Genomic DNA, 14,787 nt, shown 5'->3' with positions numbered 1-14,787 from the left:
CTCGGCGGGGCGCCTCGGGCCGTCCGCGTGACGTGCCGCACGACCCGGCGCGACCTCGCCGGAGTGTCGGTGGGGCACGCCTAAGATCGGTGCATGCCGACCGCCACAGAGGACTTCGTCCACCTCCACGTCCACACCGAGTACTCGATGCTCGACGGCGCGGCGCGGATCGGGGACCTGTTCGACGAGGTCGAGCGGCTGGGCCAGAAGGCGATCGCGACGACGGACCACGGGTACGTGTTCGGGGCGTTCGAGTTCTGGTCGCGCGCGCAGGCGAAGGGCATCAAGCCGATCATCGGTGTCGAGGCGTACATCACGCCGGGGACGAGCCGGTTCGACCAGACGCGCGTGCGGTTCGGCCAGCAGGGGCAGGAGTCCGACGACGTCTCGGCGCGCGGTGCGTACACGCACATGACGCTCCTCGCCAAGGACAACGAGGGCTTGCACAACCTGTTCCGGGCGTCCTCGCTGGCGTCGCTGGACGGGCAGATGGGCAAGTGGCCCCGCATGGACCGGGACCTGCTCCAGACCTACGGCAAGGGCCTCATCGCGACGAGCGGCTGCCCGTCGGGGGAGATCCAGACGCGCCTGCGGCTGGGCCAGTGGGACGAGGCGGTCCGGACGGCGGGCGAGCTGCAGGACGTCTTCGGACGTGAGAACTTCTACGTCGAGCTCATGGACCACGGTCTCGACATCGAGACCCGGGTCACGCAGGACCTGCTGCGCCTCGCGGAGACGATCGGCGCGCGGCTCGTCGCGACGAACGACCTGCACTACGTGCGCGAGGAGGACGCGTCGAGCCAGGAGGCGCTGCTCGCGATCAACTCCGGCTCGACGCTCGACGACCCGGACCGGTTCAAGTTCGACGGGACCGGCTACTACGTGAAGTCCGCGGCGGAGATGCGCCGCGTGTTCGCGGAGCTGCCCGAGGCCTGCGACAACACGCTGCTCATCGCCGAGCAGTGCGAGGTGTCGTTCGACACGAAGGCGAACTACATGCCGCGGTTCCCCGTCCCGGAGGGCGAGGACGAGACGAGCTGGTTCGTCAAGGAGATCGAGCGCGGGCTGCACCGCAGGTACCCGAACGGGATCCCGGACGCGTCACGCAAGCAGGCGCAGTACGAGACCGAGGTCATCATCCAGATGGGCTTCCCGGGGTACTTCCTCGTGGTCGCCGACTTCATCAACTGGGCCAAGGAGCAGGGCATCCGCGTCGGGCCGGGTCGTGGCTCGGCGGCCGGGTCGATGGCGTCCTACCTCATGGGGATCACCGAGCTCGACCCGCTCGAGCACGGCCTGATCTTCGAGCGGTTCCTCAACCCCGAGCGCGTGTCGATGCCCGACGTCGACGTCGACTTCGACGAGCGTCGGCGTGGGGAGGTCATCCGGTACGTCACGGAGAAGTACGGGGACGACCGCGTCGCCCAGATCGTCACCTACGGCACGATCAAGGCCAAGCAGGCCCTCAAGGACTCGGCGCGCCTTCTGGGCTTCCCCTTCGCCATGGGGGAGAAGCTCACCAAGGCGATGCCGCCCGCCGTCATGGGCAAGGACATCCCGCTGTCGGGGATCTTCGACCCGAAGCACGAGCGCTACCCCGAGGCCGCGGAGTTCCGCCAGCTCCACGACACCGACCCCGAGGCGCAGCGCGTCGTCGAGCTCGCGCGCGGCATCGAGGGTCTGAAGCGGCAGTGGGGCGTGCACGCCGCCGGCGTCATCATGTCGAGCGACCCGCTCATCGACATCATCCCGATCATGCGCCGCCCGCAGGACGGCGCGGTCATCACGCAGTTCGACTACCCGACGTCCGAGGGCCTCGGGCTCATCAAGATGGACTTCCTCGGGCTGCGCAACCTGACGATCCTCGACGACGCGCTCGAGAACATCGAGATGAACGGCAAGGACCCGATCGAGATCGAGTCGCTCACGCTCGACGACAAGGCGTCCTACGACCTCCTGGCGCGCGGAGACACGCTGGGCGTGTTCCAGCTCGACGGCGGGCCGATGCGCGCGCTGCTGCGCCAGATGAAGCCGGACAAGTTCGACGACCTCTCGGCCGTCATCGCGCTGTACCGCCCGGGCCCCATGGGCATGAACTCGCACACGAACTACGCGCTGCGCAAGAACGGCCTCCAGAAGATCGAGCCGATCCACCCGGAGCTCGAGCAGCCGCTCGCGGAGATCCTCGACGAGACGTACGGGCTCATCGTCTACCAGGAGCAGGTGCAGCGCGCCGCGCAGATCCTCGCCGGGTACTCGCTCGGCCAGGCCGACCTGCTGCGGCGCGCGATGGGCAAGAAGAAGAAGGAGATCCTCGACAAGGAGTTCGTGCCCTTCCAGGCCGGCTGCCGCGAGCGCGGGTACTCCGACGGCGCGATCCAGGCGGTGTGGGACACGCTGGTCCCGTTCGCGGGCTACGCGTTCAACAAGGCGCACTCGGCGGGGTACGGCCTCGTCGCGTACTGGACGGCGTTCCTCAAGGCGAACTACCCGACCGAATACATGGCGGCGCTCCTGCAGAGCGTGCGGGACGACAAGGACAAGCTCGCCCTGTACCTCAACGAGTGCCGCCGTATGCACATCACGGTGCTCCCGCCCGACGTGAACGACTCGGCGGCGAAGTTCACGGCCGTCGGCAACGACATCCGCTTCGGCCTCACGGGCGTGCGGAACGTCGGGACGAACGTCGTCGACGCGATCATCCGGACGCGCGAGGAGAAGGGCGCGTTCACGTCGTTCACCGACTTCCTCGACAAGGTGCCGGCGGTCGTCTGCAACAAGCGCACCATCGAGTCGCTCATCAAGGCGGGCGCGTTCGACTCGCTCGGTCATCCCCGGCGCGCGCTGCTCGTCGTGCACGAGCAGGCCGTCGACTCGGTCATCAGCGTCAAGCGCAAGGAGGCCGAGGGGCAGTTCGACCTGTTCGCCGACTTCGGCGGCGACGCCGAGGACGGCATGTCGTTCTCCGTCGACGTGCCCGACCTCCCGGACTGGGACAAGAAGCAGCGGCTCGCGTTCGAGCGCGAGATGCTCGGCCTGTACGTCTCGGACCACCCGCTCTCGGGGCTCGAGCACGTGCTCACGCGTGCGGCCGACACGGGCATCGCGAACCTGCTCGCGGACGAGGGCCGCCCGGACGGGTCGACGGTCGTGATCGCGGGTCTGGTGACGTCGCTCCAGCGCAAGATGAGCAAGAACGGCAACCCGTGGGCGGCGGTGACCATCGAGGACCTCGAGGGCGCCGTGGAGGTCATGTTCTTCGGCGAGACGTACCTCGCCTACTCCACGATCCTCGCCGAGGACCAGGTGGTCGTGCTGCGCGGACGCGTGCGCCGTCGGGACGACACGATGCAGCTCCAGGCCATGGAGGTGTCGCTGCCCGACATCACCGTGGGCGCGGAGTCGCCGCTCGCCGTGAAGGTGTCGCACACGCGCTGCGTCGAGCCGATCATCCTCCGCCTGCGGGAGGTGCTCGCGACCCACCCCGGGTCGGCGGAGGTCCACGTCCAGGTGCTCGAGCCCGGCAAGACGACCGTCGTCCGCGCGGGCGACGGGCTGCGCGTCGAGAAGTCGCCGGCGCTGTTCGGCGACCTCAAGGCGCTGCTCGGACCGTCCTGCCTGGTCGGCTGACGCGATGACGGAGGAGGCCGTCGACGGCGCCGCCCGCGCGTCGTGGGACGACGGCTCGGCGTCGCACCGGTTCCGGGTCGTGCCCGCGGCGTACGTCCTGCTGCGCCGGGGCGACGAGGTGCTGCTGCAGCTCCGGCAGGGCACCGGCTACCGGGACGGGTACTGGGCGGCCGCCGCAGCCGGGCACGTCGAGCCGGGGGAGTCGGTCGTGGCGGCCGCGGCGCGCGAGGCGCGCGAGGAGCTCGGCCTCGAGATCGCGCCGACGGACCTGCGGCCCCTCACCGTGCTGCACCGCGGTGTGCCCGGAGGACCGGCGCTCGAGCAGCGCGCCGACTTCTTCTTCACGGCCGAGGCCTGGGACGGCGACGCGGTGCTCCAGGAGCGGGACAAGGCGGCCGACCTGCGCTGGTTCACGCTCGACGACCTGCCCGACCCGGTCGTCCCGCACGAGCTGCACGTCCTGCGGGCGCTGCGTGCGGGCGCGGTGCCGCCGATCATGACCTTCGGGTTCGACGCCTGACACCGGCGACCGGCCGCCCACGCACGGGGCGTCCGGCGACCGGGCGCCTGCCGCGCCCGGCGACGGAACCCGTAGGCTCGACGCCGTGATGCGCCTCAACCCCGAACAGCTCGTCTTCGTCACCGAGCGCCACCTGGCGACCCTCACCACGCTGCGCGCCGACGGCACGCCGCACGTCGTCCCCGTGGCCTTCACGTGGGACCAGGACGCGGGCGTGCTGCGCATCACGACGAACCGTGCCTCGGTCAAGGCCCGCAACGCGCGCCTCCCGGGGGCGGACGGCGGGGCACCCCGGGCCGCGGTGTGCCAGGTCGAGGGCGGCCGGTGGATCACTCTCGAGGGCACGATCGAGGTCGTCGAGGACGCGGACGAGGTCGCGGACGCCGTCGCGCGGTACGGCCGCCGCTACCGGGCGCTCTCGCCGAACCCCGAGCGTGTCGTGCTCCGGCTCACGCCGGACAAGGTCATGGCCTCGACCTACATGGCCTGACGGTCCGCTCAGGCGACGGTCGCGCTCTCGGTCCCCTGGGGATGGTCGACCGAGACGATGTCGCCGCGGTGCAGCTGGCGGCCACGGCGCGTGTCGACCTCGCCGTTGACGCGGACCTCGCCCTCCGTGACGAGCTCGCGCGCCTCGGCGCCGGACTCGGCGAGGCCGGCGAGCTTGAGGAACTGCCCGAGGCGGATGACGTCGTCGGAGATCTCGACCGGGCGGGCGTCGTGAGGGGCGTTCATGCCGCCCATTCTCCCCGCCCGCGCGGGGTGGGCGCGACGCGGCGTGCCGCGGCCCGCGCGGCGCGACCGGTGGGCGAAACGCCTCGTCGCGGGGTCGCGCGGGCTCCTAGACTCGACCCATGATCACCCGCATCGATCTTCGAGGACGTTCCCTGTCCGCCCGCGAGCTCGTCGAGACCCTGCCGCGCGCAGAGCTCGGCGTCGAGGACGCGGCGCATCGGGTCGCCCCGATCGTCGAGGCGGTCCGCGCGCGCGGCGCGGACGCGCTGCGCGAGTACGCCGAGCGGTTCGACGGCGTGCGGCCCGAGCACCTGCGCGTCCCCGGCGACGCGCTCGCCGACGCCCTCGCGCGGCTCGACCCGGACGTCCGCGCGGGCTTGGAGGAGGCGATCCGTCGGGTCCGGCTCGTGCACGCCGCCCAGCGCCCGCAGGACTTCACGGTCGAGATCGGGCCCGGTGCGCAGGTCCGCCAGCGCTGGGTGCCGGTGCGCCGCGTGGGGCTCTACGCGCCCGGCGGGCTCGCGGTCTACCCGTCGTCCGTGGTGATGAACGTCGTCGCGGCCCAGGAGGCCGGCGTCCGCAGCCTCGCGGTCGCGTCGCCGCCCCAGAAGGAGAACGGCGGCCTGCCGCACCCGACGATCCTCGCGGCGTGCGCGCTGCTCGGGGTCGACGAGGTCTACGCGGTGGGTGGCGCTCAGGCCGTGGCGATGTTCGCGTACGGCGCGGCGGGCAGCGAGCCGCAGGACGGGGACGTGCTCTGCGAGCCGGTCGACGTCGTGACCGGACCGGGGAACGTCTACGTCGCTGCCGCGAAGCGGCTCGTCCGCGGCGTCGTCGGGATCGACGCCGAGGCCGGGCCGACGGAGATCGCGATCCTCGCGGACGGTACCGCCGACCCGGGTCACGTGGCGGCCGACCTCATCAGCCAGGCCGAGCACGACCCGCTCGCGGCGGCCGTCCTCGTCACGCCGTCCGTCGAGCTCGCCGCCGCGGTCGAGGCCCGCCTCGCGGACCTCGTGACGGCCACGAAGCACGCCGCGCGCGTCGCGCAGTCCCTCGCCGGTCCGCAGTCCGCGATCGTGCTCGTGGACGACCTCGAGCAGGGTCTCCAGGTGGTCGACGCCTACGGCGCGGAGCACCTCGAGATCCAGGCGGACGGCGCCGCGGCGCTCGCCGAGCGCGTCACGAGCGCGGGCGCCATCTTCGTCGGCCCGTGGTCGCCCGTCTCGCTCGGCGACTACATGGCCGGCTCGAACCACGTGCTCCCGACCGGCGGCTGCGCGCACTTCTCGAGCGGTCTCGGGGTGCACAGCTACGTCAAGGCGGTCCAGGTCATCGAGTACGACCGTGACGCCCTGGAGGAGCTGGCGGACCGGATCGTCGCCGTCGCGAACGACGAGGACCTCCCGGCTCACGGCGAGGCGGTGCGGGCGCGGTTCCTGTGACGGGCGCGCGCGGAGACCGTGCGCCGGTGCGGCGTGCGGTCCCGCGCGACGCCGACGACCTCGTCGCCCTGCGCGTCCACCTCATGCGCGCGATGGGGGAGGCGGATGCGGAGGACGGGGTCTGGCAGCACCGGGCCAGGGAGTGGTTCGCCCGGATGCTCGGCTCGGACGACGTCGTGGCCTTCGTCGTCGGCGGACCGGGCCGGGTCGAGGCGTGCGCGCTCGTGGAGCTGCACCGGTCGGTGCCGTCCGCGCGGAACCCGCACGGCACGACGGCGCACCTGTCGAACGTCTGCACGGTGCCCGGCGCGCGGGGGCAGGGCTTCGCGCGCGCGTGCGTCGTCGCGGCCCTCGACTGGGCGCGCGCGAGCGGCGCCGACTCGGTCTCCCTGCACGCCACGGCCGACGGCGAGTCGCTGTACCGCGCGCTGGGCTTCGTCGACACGACCTACACGGAGCTGCGTCTGCGGTGGTGACCCGGCTCCCGCCGCCTCAGCGCACGCCGAGGACGAACGGGTGCACGGCCGCCGCGCCCGCCTGGCGCAGCAGGCGCGCCGCGACCGTGAGCGTCCAGCCCGACTCGGTGTAGTCGTCGACGAGGAGCACGCGCCGTCCGGCCAGCCCGGCCCGGGCGGCGTCCGACAGCTCGAGCTGCAGGCGGCCGGCGACGCCCGCGAGGCGCGTCGCGGAGTTCACGTCGTGCCGGCCTGGCTCCTCGCGTCCCGGGACGGGACCGACGGCGCCGATCAGGGGCTTGCCGAGGTAGCTCGAGAGCCCGTTCGCGAGGTGGAAGGTGAGGCGCGGGCGGGTCGCGGAACGCACCGCGACGACGCCGTCGACGAGCAACCGCCGCTCCGGCGCGCTCGCCGTGCCGTCGTCGCCGGCGTCCGTCGCGGGCTCGCTCTGCGCGCCGGCCTCGTACAGCTCCGGCCACTCGTCGAGCACCCGTGCTGCCGCGCGCCGGAGCGCGACGGGTGTGTCGCCGTCGGGCGTCGCGGGGGCGAAGAGCTCGCGCAGCGGGGCGGACCAGCCGAGCCCGTCGAGCCGCGCGACGGCACGCCCGGTCTCCGCGAGCTCGTCGGCGCCGAGACGACCGCGCAGCTCGAGCCCCAGGCGGTCCATGCCGCTCGGCCACTGGCGGCGCGCGACCACCTCGACCCCGGGCCGGTCCATGTCCGCGCGCGCGGCGGCGACGGCCTCGGCGTCGGGCAGCGCCGGCAGCGTCACCCCGCCGCACGTGTCGCAGCGCCCGCACCGCCACCCGTCCTCGAGCTCCGGGTCGTCGAGCGCGGCACGCAGGAACACCATGCGGCACCCGTCCGTGGCCTCGTAGTCGAGCATCGCCTGCTGCTCGGCCGTGCGCGTCGCGTCGACGCGCTCGTAGCGCTCCGCGTCGTACGTCCACGGCTCGCCGGTGGCCTCCCAGCCGCCCTTGACGCGCCGGACGGCGCCGTCGACGTCGAGCACCTTGAGCATGCCCTCGAGGCGCGACCGCTTGAGGTCGACCTGCGTCTCGAGCTGCGCGACGGACTGCGTGCCGCCCGCACCCAGCGCGTCGAGCGTCGTGCGGACCTGCGCCTGCGGCGGGAACGCGGTCGACGCGAACCACTCCCAGATGCGCCGGTCCTCCTCGCCGGGCAGCAGCACGACGACGGCGGAGTCGACGCCGCGGCCCGCGCGCCCGACCTGCTGGTAGTAGGCGATGGGGGAGCTCGGTGCGCCGAGGTGCACGACGAACGCGAGGTCGGGCTTGTCGAAGCCCATCCCGAGCGCCGAGGTCGCCACCAGCGCCTTGACGCGGTTCTCCTTGAGGTCCTCCTCGAGCCGCTCGCGCTCGGCCGGGTCGGTCTGGCCCGTGTACGACGCGACGGCGAGGCCGGCGGCGCGGAGCTGGCTCGCGACCTGCTCGGCCGCGGAGACGGTGAGGCAGTAGACGATGCCCGAGCCGTCGACGTCCTGGAGCGCCTCGACGAGCCAGGCGACGCGCGTGGGCTGGTCGGGCAGGCGCAGGACGGCGAGGTGGAGCGACTCGCGGTCGAGCCCGCCGCGCAGGACGAGCACGTCCTCGTGGCCGGCGTCGCCGGCGGTGCCGCCGGCGGCGTGCGCCGCGGTCACGCCGAGCTGCTCGGCGACGTCCGCGGTCACGCGCGCGTTCGCCGTCGCGGTCGTCGCGAGCACGGGGATGCCGGGCGGCAGGTCGGCGAGCAGCGTGCGGATGCGCCGGTAGTCGGGACGGAAGTCGTGGCCCCAGTCCGAGATGCAGTGCGCCTCGTCGATGACGACGAGTCCCGCGTCGGCCGCGAGCCGGGGGAGCACCTCGTCGCGGAAGCCCGGGTTGTTCAGGCGCTCTGGCGAGCAGAGCAGCACGTCGACCTCGCCGGCCGCGATCGCCCGGTGGACGTCGTCCCACTCCGTGACGTTGGCCGAGTTGATGGTCACGGCCTTGATGCCCGCCCGGGCCGCGGCCGAGATCTGGTCGCGCATGAGCGCGAGCAGCGGGGAGACGATGACGGTCGGCCCGGCGCCGCGGTCGCGCAGCAGACGCGTGGCCACGAAGTACACCGCGGACTTGCCCCACCCGGTGCGCTGCACGACGAGCGCGCGGCGCCGGAACGCCACGAGCGCCTCGATCGCGCGCCACTGGTCCTCGCGCAGCACCGCGTCGTCGCGCCCGACGAGCGCGCGCAGCGCGGTCTCGGCGTCCTCGCGCAACGACTGCCCGTCGAGCAGGCCGCGCAGCATCGCGAGCTTGGCCCGCTTGGCGGCCTCCCCGCCGTCGGGCGCCGCGGCGAGGGCACCTCCGTCGACCGGGGCCGCTGCGCGCGGCCCGGCGACCGCGGGCTGCTCCGTCTCCGGCGCGGGCCCCGACGGCGCGGCCCCGGCCCACGGGTCGCCGAACGGGTCGGCAGGCTCGTCGAGCGGCGGCGCGTCGGCCGGGTCGAAGGGCAGGTCGGCGTACGGGTCGGTGGGGCTCACCCGCACGATCGTAGGCGCACCCGCCGACCCTCGGGTCGTCGTGCACAGGCCACGGCCCGCGAACCTCGGGGACGGGGTCGCGGGCCGCGAGAGACGAGGGCGCAGGGCGTCAGGAGCGCATGTCCATGACCACACGCCCGTCGATCCGGCCCTCCTCCATCTCGGAGAAGATCGCGTTGATGTCGGCGAGCGGGCGCACCGTGTACGTCGGGCTGATCTTCCCGCGGGCGAAGAAGTCGAGCGCCTCCGCCATGTCCTTGCGCGTCCCGACGATCGACCCGCGCACGGTCAGCCCGAAGAGCACGGTCGTGAAGATGTCGAGCGGGAACTTCTCCGGCGGGAGCCCGACGAGCGAGACCGTGCCACCGCGGCGCAGCGCGCCCACGGCCTGGGGGAACGCGTGCGCGTTGACGGCGGTGACGAGCGCGCCGTGGACTCCGCCGCCCGTCTGCTCCTGGATCTCGGCCGCGGCGTCGGGTGACGTGGCCGCGTTGACCGTGACCTCCGCGCCGTGCTTGCGCGCGAGCGCGAGCTTCTCGTCGTCGACGTCCACCGCGGCGACGCGGCGGCCCATCGCGACCGCGTACTGCACCGCGATGTGCCCGAGGCCGCCGATCCCGGAGACCAGCACCCACTCGCCGGGCTGCGTGTCCGTGACCTTGAGCCCCTTGTAGACGGTGACGCCGGCGCACAGGATCGGTCCGACGGCGGAGAGGTCGACCCCGTCCGGGACGACCGGGCAGTAGCGCGAGTCGACGAGCATGTACTGGCCGAACGAACCGTCGACCGAGTAGCCGCCGTTCTTCTGGTGCGGGCACAGGGTCTCCCAGCCTGTCTCGCAGTACTCGCACTCGCCGCACGCGCTCCACAGCCACGCGTTGCCGACCGTGTCGCCGACCTGGACGCGCGTCACCTGGTCGCCGACCGCGACCACCGTGCCGACGCCCTCGTGGCCGGGCACGAACGGGGGCGCGGGCTTGACCGGCCAGTCGCCGTGGGCGGCGTGCAGGTCCGTGTGGCACACGCCGGTGTAGTCGACCTTGACCAGGGCCTCGTGGGCCCCCGGCGACGGGACCTCGATCTCGTCGACGACCAGGGGCTCGGTGAACGAGCGGACGACGGCGGCACGCATGGTGGGCATGGCGATCACCTCGGTTCTCGGGGAGAGTGGCGGCCGGACCGTGCCGGCGGTCCTGCCTCGTCCTCGACGCTACGCGCGCGGGGGCCGGGCGTCGCGGCGGACGGCGCGACGAACGACTCACGACCGTGCAGCTCGTGACCTTCGCCTCTCCACGACGAGGGCGAGCGTCCCGGCGACCACGACGACGCACTCGCTCACCGCGGCGAGGACCTGCTGCGTCCCGCCGACGGTCTCGTTCACGCCGAAGAAGCCGACGGTCGTCGAGAGGTAGAACGCGGCGAGGGTCAGCGCCCCGAAGCCGACCGCGCCGAGCAGCGGCAGCCAGTGCCGCCACACGAGGACGAGGAGGCCGAGGACGAGCCCCGCGACCGCGTTGAGCGCGAAGAGCGGGCCGACGACGTCGATGTCGCGGTACCCCTCGACGAACAGGACCAGGTGCACGTCGGCGGAGAGCAGGAGGCCCGCGGCGGTCAGCCCGCGCAGGACCCACGCACCGAGTGCTCGACCCTCGCGCACGGGTGGTGCCGGCGGCCCCGCGGTCACGGACATCGGCGTCTCCTCCGCTCGGGTGCGGTCGGGGGGCGTGCCCCCGCACCCCGGTGCTTCAATGGAACCGCCGACGGCGACGTCTCGCGCGCCGGACGGCCAGGGTGGGCCGAGGGCACGCCCGTCCACGCACCGCGCAAGGAGGCCGGACATGGACGCACCGCACCCCGCCGTCCCCCCGGGCGACGCGATCGCCACGCGCGACGACGTCCTCGGCGCCACCGCCGATGCCGCGCGTACCCGGCGGCCCGGCCCGGTCCTGCACGTCCCGCGCGGAGCGACGCCGACGCGACGGGTCGTCCTCGCCGGGTCGGGAGCGGGCGCGGCGCTCGCGCTGCTCGCGGCGTGCGGTGGCGGTGGTCCCTCGGGGACGCAGGACGGCGGGACGAGCGGCGGCGAGGGCTCCGGGGCCGGCGGGCCCGACGTCGGTCCCGGGCAGGCGCTCGCGAGCGTCGACGACGTCCCGGTCGGCGGGGCGCTCGCGGTCACCGTGGACGGCGCCCCGCTGCTGGTCACGCAGCCCGCGGAGGGGACGTTCGCGGCCTTCAGCGCGATCTGCACCCACCAGGGGTGCACGGTCGCGCCCGGGGACGGAGAGCTCCTCTGCCCGTGCCACGCCTCCCGCTACGACCTCGCGACCGGCGCCGTGCTCGGCGGGCCCGCGCCGTCGCCCCTGCCCGAGGTGCCCGTGACGGTCGACGGCGGCGAGGTCACCTCGGCCTGACGCGGCGGCCGGCCCGCACGGTCCGAGTGCGGCGGCAGGAGCCGCTGCCCGCGTGCCGGACGTCACGGACGTCGGTGCGCGTGCGGTTCGTAGACTGTCCGGGTGACCCCACCCTCCGTCGCGGGACGGCCCTTGCTCCCGCTGCGCCCCGAGCTCGCCGGCGTCGAGCCGTACGGCGCGCCGCAGCTCGACGTCCCGGTCCTGCTCAACGTCAACGAGAACCCGCACGCGCCGAGCGAGGCCGTCGTCGCGACGATCACGCAGGCGGTGCACGACGCCGCCGCGGGCCTCAACCGCTACCCCGACCGCGACTTCCTCGGGCTGCGCGCCGACCTCGCGGCGTACCTCGGCACGGAGTCGGGCGTCGCGCTGGAGGCGGACCAGCTCTGGGCCGCCAACGGGTCGAACGAGATCATGCTCCACGTGCTCCAGGCGTTCGGCGGCCCGGGACGCACCGCCGTCTCCTTCGCCCCGACGTACTCGATGTACCCGGAGTACGCGCGCGACACCCACACCGCGTGGGTCGTCGGGCGCCGCGCCGAGGACTTCACGCTCGACCCCGAGCACGCGCGCGAGGTGGTCGCGCACGAGCAGCCCTCCGTCGTCCTGCTCGCGAGCCCCAACAACCCGACCGGCACCGCGCTGCCCGCCGCGACCGTCGAGGCGGTCTGCGAGGCGGCGCTCGCGGTGCGCGTCCCGCTGCCCGACGGGCAGGAGGCGCCGGCCGTCGTCGTCGTCGACGAGGCGTACGGCGAGTTCCGCCGCACCGGGACGCCGTCGGCGCTCGAGCTGCTCGACCGGTACCCGAACCTCGCGGTGACGCGCACGATGTCCAAGGCGTTCGCGCTCGCGGGCGCCCGGGTGGGCTATCTCGCGGCGTCGCGAGAGCTCGTCGACGCGCTGCGCGTCGTCCGGCTCCCGTACCACCTGTCGGCCGTGACCCAGGCGGTCGCGCGCGCGGCCCTCGCGCACTCCGGAGAGCTGCTCGCGCAGGTCTCGGAGCTGCGCGAGCGTCGCGACGAGACCGTCGCGTGGCTGCGCTCGCTCCGGCACCCGGACGGCCGCCCGCTGGACGTCGCCGACTCGGACGCCAACTTCGTCCTGTTCGGCACGTTCGAGGACCGGCACGCGGTCTGGTCGGCGATGTTGGAGCGGGGCGTGCTCATCCGGGAGACTGGTCCCGACGGCTGGCTGCGGGTGTCGATCGGCACCGGCGAGGAGATGCGGGCCTTCCGACAGGCCCTCGTGGAGGTGGCAGGACTGTGAAGCGCACCGCGCGCATCGAGCGCGCGACGTCCGAGTCGAGCGTGCTCGTCGAGCTCGACCTCGACGGCACGGGACGGACGGAGATCTCGACGACCGTCCCGTTCTACGACCACATGCTCACGGCGCTGGGCAAGCACTCGCTCATCGACCTCAAGGTCGTCGCGACGGGCGACACGCACATCGACGCGCACCACACGGTCGAGGACGTCGCGATCACGATCGGCGAGGCGCTGCGCGTCGCGCTCGGCGACAAGGCGGGCATCGGGCGCTTCGGCGACGCGACGGTCCCGCTCGACGAGGCGCTCGCGCTCGCGGTCGTCGACGTGTCCGGGCGCCCCTACCTCGTGCACTCGGGCGAGCCGGAGGGCCAGGAGTACCACCTCATCGGCGGGCACTTCACGGGCTCCCTGACACGCCACGTGCTCGAGTCGATCGCGCACCACGCGGGCATCTGCATCCACGTGCGCGTCCTCGCGGGTCGCGACCCGCACCACATCGTCGAGGCGCAGTTCAAGGCGCTCGCCCGAGCTCTGCGCGCCGCGGTGGCTCCCGACCCGCGCGTCGAGGGCGTCCCGTCCACGAAGGGGGCCCTGTGAGCACGCACGACGACGGCTCGCTCGACGGCGTCGAGATCCCGGACGACCTCTCGTCCCTGACCGGCCCGGCGCGGCCCGACCTCGTCGCGCTCATCACGCAGATCGCCGGGGCCGAGCCGCTCGCCGCCGCGTGCTCGCTCGCGCAGGTCGAGGCGGACGTCGTGCCGACCGACGTGGGCGCCGTCGCGGTCCTGCGCGACACGGCCGGTGACGCCCCCGCGCACGCCGCCGCCGCGCTGACCACCCTGGTCAAGGGCGTCCCGCTCGTGCTCGTCGTGCGCAGCGGCGAGCAGCTCACCATGACGCGCTGGGCCGACGGCGCCGTGGGCGACCAGCTCGCCCCGGGCCTCGTGCTCGGCGGCGCGCCGGAGGCGCTCGAGGACCTGCTCACCGGCACGACGACGGTCGCCGACCAGGACGGCGTCGTCGCGAGCTCGTCGATCTCCCGCTGGAAGGCGATGCGCCTGCTCACGTCGGCGGCGCGGCGCGCACGGAAGGACGGCGCATGACCGAGCCGGCGACCCGCGAGACGTCGGGCGTGCGGCGCCCGTCCGTCGTCGTGCTCGACTACGGGTTCGGCAACGTCCGCTCGGCCGTGCGCGCGCTCGAGCGCGTCGGTGCGGACGTCGAGCTCACCGCCGACCGCGCGCGCGCCCAGGACGCGGACGGCCTCGTCGTCCCGGGCGTCGGCGCGTTCGCGGCGGTCATGGCAGGCCTGCGCGGCGTCCGCGGCGACGAGCTCGTCGGCCGCCGCCTCGCCGGCGGTCGGCCCGTGCTCGGCATCTGCGTGGGCATGCAGGTCATGTTCGAGCAGGGCGACGAGCACGGGACCCTGACCGACGGGCTGGGGGAGTGGGCCGGCCTCGTCGACCGGCTCGAGGCGGACGTCGTGCCGCACATGGGCTGGGACACGGTCGACGCCCCCGAGGGCAGCGTCCTGTTCCGCGGCGTCGAGGACGAGCGCTTCTACTTCGTCCACTCCTACGCGGCCCGGTCGTTCACGACGGGTCAGGACCTGCCCGCGGACTCGCCGATCCGGCGTCCGCTCGTCACGTGGTCCGACCACGGCGGCCGGTTCGTCGCGGCCGTGGAGAACGGGCCGCTCTCCGCCACGCAGTTCCACCCCGAGAAGTCCGGCGACGCGGGCGCGACCCTGCTCGAGAACTGGGTCCGCTCGCTCTGACCTCCCGCGCACCGGGCGCACACCG

Annotated in this window: 14 protein-coding genes; 10 read left to right on the top strand and 4 right to left on the bottom strand. The window is 73.9% G+C overall.

Annotated features, from left to right (window positions below; translation table 11 throughout):
* Window positions 1-93: 93 nt before the first annotated feature.
* From dnaE to FB00_RS16480, 3 genes are all read left to right on the top strand, one after another.
* Window positions 94-3,630, top strand: a complete 3,537-nt coding sequence (dnaE, locus tag FB00_RS16490; RefSeq protein WP_047233995.1) for a DNA polymerase III subunit alpha — start codon at window positions 94-96, stop codon at window positions 3,628-3,630.
* A gap of 4 nt (window positions 3,631-3,634) precedes the next feature.
* The gene (locus FB00_RS16485; RefSeq protein WP_047233994.1) at window positions 3,635-4,150 is read left to right on the top strand and encodes an NUDIX domain-containing protein; all 516 of its coding nucleotides are present in this window, start codon (window positions 3,635-3,637) and stop codon (window positions 4,148-4,150) included.
* Between the two features lie 85 nt (window positions 4,151-4,235).
* Window positions 4,236-4,640 (top strand): pyridoxamine 5'-phosphate oxidase family protein, encoded by a 405-nt coding sequence (locus FB00_RS16480; RefSeq protein ID WP_172820013.1) that lies wholly within the window; start codon window positions 4,236-4,238, stop codon window positions 4,638-4,640.
* Window positions 4,641-4,648: 8 nt separating this feature from the next.
* Here FB00_RS16480 and FB00_RS16475 read toward each other — a convergent pair whose 3' ends face one another.
* Window positions 4,649-4,885, bottom strand: coding sequence for an RNA-binding S4 domain-containing protein (locus FB00_RS16475; RefSeq protein WP_047234019.1), 237 nt, complete (start codon window positions 4,883-4,885; stop codon window positions 4,649-4,651).
* Between the two features lie 119 nt (window positions 4,886-5,004).
* On the opposite strand from FB00_RS16475, the gene hisD reads away from it, so the two are divergent.
* Together hisD and FB00_RS16465 are read left to right on the top strand one after the other, a co-directional pair.
* Window positions 5,005-6,330: a histidinol dehydrogenase gene (gene hisD, locus FB00_RS16470; RefSeq protein WP_047233992.1), complete on the top strand. Its 1,326-nt coding sequence runs from the start codon at window positions 5,005-5,007 to the stop codon at window positions 6,328-6,330.
* Window positions 6,331-6,356: 26 nt separating this feature from the next.
* On the top strand, window positions 6,357-6,806 hold the full coding sequence (locus FB00_RS16465) for a GNAT family N-acetyltransferase (protein ID WP_047234018.1): 450 nt from the start codon (window positions 6,357-6,359) through the stop codon (window positions 6,804-6,806).
* A gap of 16 nt (window positions 6,807-6,822) precedes the next feature.
* Here FB00_RS16465 and FB00_RS16460 read toward each other — a convergent pair whose 3' ends face one another.
* The 3 genes from FB00_RS16460 to FB00_RS16450 form a co-directional block, all read right to left on the bottom strand.
* Complete coding sequence (locus tag FB00_RS16460) at window positions 6,823-9,072, bottom strand: RecQ family ATP-dependent DNA helicase (protein WP_047234017.1); 2,250 nt, start codon at window positions 9,070-9,072, stop codon at window positions 6,823-6,825.
* A gap of 343 nt (window positions 9,073-9,415) precedes the next feature.
* The gene (gene adhP / locus FB00_RS16455) at window positions 9,416-10,447 is read right to left on the bottom strand and encodes an alcohol dehydrogenase AdhP (RefSeq protein WP_197088836.1); all 1,032 of its coding nucleotides are present in this window, start codon (window positions 10,445-10,447) and stop codon (window positions 9,416-9,418) included.
* 117 nt (window positions 10,448-10,564) lie between these two features.
* Window positions 10,565-10,996 (bottom strand): hypothetical protein, encoded by a 432-nt coding sequence (locus FB00_RS16450; RefSeq protein WP_047233991.1) that lies wholly within the window; start codon window positions 10,994-10,996, stop codon window positions 10,565-10,567.
* 148 nt (window positions 10,997-11,144) lie between these two features.
* Here FB00_RS16450 and FB00_RS16445 point away from each other — a divergent pair, with 148 nt between their 5' ends.
* The 5 genes from FB00_RS16445 to hisH all read left to right on the top strand — a co-directional run bounded on the left by FB00_RS16445 (window position 11,145) and on the right by hisH (window position 14,762).
* Window positions 11,145-11,717, top strand: coding sequence for a Rieske (2Fe-2S) protein (locus tag FB00_RS16445; protein WP_082141421.1), 573 nt, complete (start codon window positions 11,145-11,147; stop codon window positions 11,715-11,717).
* Window positions 11,718-11,819: 102 nt separating this feature from the next.
* Window positions 11,820-12,983: a histidinol-phosphate transaminase gene (locus FB00_RS16440; protein WP_047233990.1), complete on the top strand. Its 1,164-nt coding sequence runs from the start codon at window positions 11,820-11,822 to the stop codon at window positions 12,981-12,983.
* On the top strand, window positions 12,980-13,579 hold the full coding sequence (hisB, locus tag FB00_RS16435) for an imidazoleglycerol-phosphate dehydratase HisB (RefSeq protein ID WP_047233989.1): 600 nt from the start codon (window positions 12,980-12,982) through the stop codon (window positions 13,577-13,579). Before FB00_RS16440 ends, hisB begins: the two co-directional genes overlap by 4 nt.
* Window positions 13,576-14,088: a hypothetical protein gene (locus FB00_RS16430; RefSeq protein WP_047233988.1), complete on the top strand. Its 513-nt coding sequence runs from the start codon at window positions 13,576-13,578 to the stop codon at window positions 14,086-14,088. Before hisB ends, FB00_RS16430 begins: the two co-directional genes overlap by 4 nt.
* A complete protein-coding gene (gene hisH, locus FB00_RS16425; protein ID WP_047233987.1) occupies window positions 14,085-14,762 on the top strand; it encodes an imidazole glycerol phosphate synthase subunit HisH in 678 nt (225 codons plus the stop codon). Before FB00_RS16430 ends, hisH begins: the two co-directional genes overlap by 4 nt.
* The last annotated feature ends 25 nt before the right edge of the window (window positions 14,763-14,787 follow it).

The sequence above is a fragment of the Cellulosimicrobium funkei genome, from assembly GCF_001019615.1.
Lineage (GTDB): Bacteria > Actinomycetota > Actinomycetes > Actinomycetales > Cellulomonadaceae > Cellulosimicrobium > Cellulosimicrobium cellulans_E.
This window is presented reverse-complemented; position numbering and strand designations above follow the sequence as displayed.

Excerpts from the sequence above, each read along its gene's own strand:
- dnaE (WP_047233995.1), top strand. The coding sequence starts at position 94 with ATGCCGACCGCCACAGAGGACTTCGTCCACCTCCACGTCCACACCGAG.
- FB00_RS16450 (WP_047233991.1), bottom strand. The coding sequence starts at position 10,996 with ATGTCCGTGACCGCGGGGCCGCCGGCACCACCCGTGCGCGAGGGTCGA.
- adhP (WP_197088836.1), bottom strand. The coding sequence starts at position 10,447 with ATGCCCACCATGCGTGCCGCCGTCGTCCGCTCGTTCACCGAGCCCCTG.
- hisH (WP_047233987.1), top strand. The coding sequence starts at position 14,085 with ATGACCGAGCCGGCGACCCGCGAGACGTCGGGCGTGCGGCGCCCGTCC.
- hisD (WP_047233992.1), top strand. The coding sequence starts at position 5,005 with ATGATCACCCGCATCGATCTTCGAGGACGTTCCCTGTCCGCCCGCGAG.
- FB00_RS16460 (WP_047234017.1), bottom strand. The coding sequence starts at position 9,072 with ATGCTGCGCGGCCTGCTCGACGGGCAGTCGTTGCGCGAGGACGCCGAG.
- FB00_RS16475 (WP_047234019.1), bottom strand. The coding sequence starts at position 4,885 with ATGAACGCCCCTCACGACGCCCGCCCGGTCGAGATCTCCGACGACGTC.
- FB00_RS16445 (WP_082141421.1), top strand. The coding sequence starts at position 11,145 with ATGGACGCACCGCACCCCGCCGTCCCCCCGGGCGACGCGATCGCCACG.
- FB00_RS16485 (WP_047233994.1), top strand. The coding sequence starts at position 3,635 with ATGACGGAGGAGGCCGTCGACGGCGCCGCCCGCGCGTCGTGGGACGAC.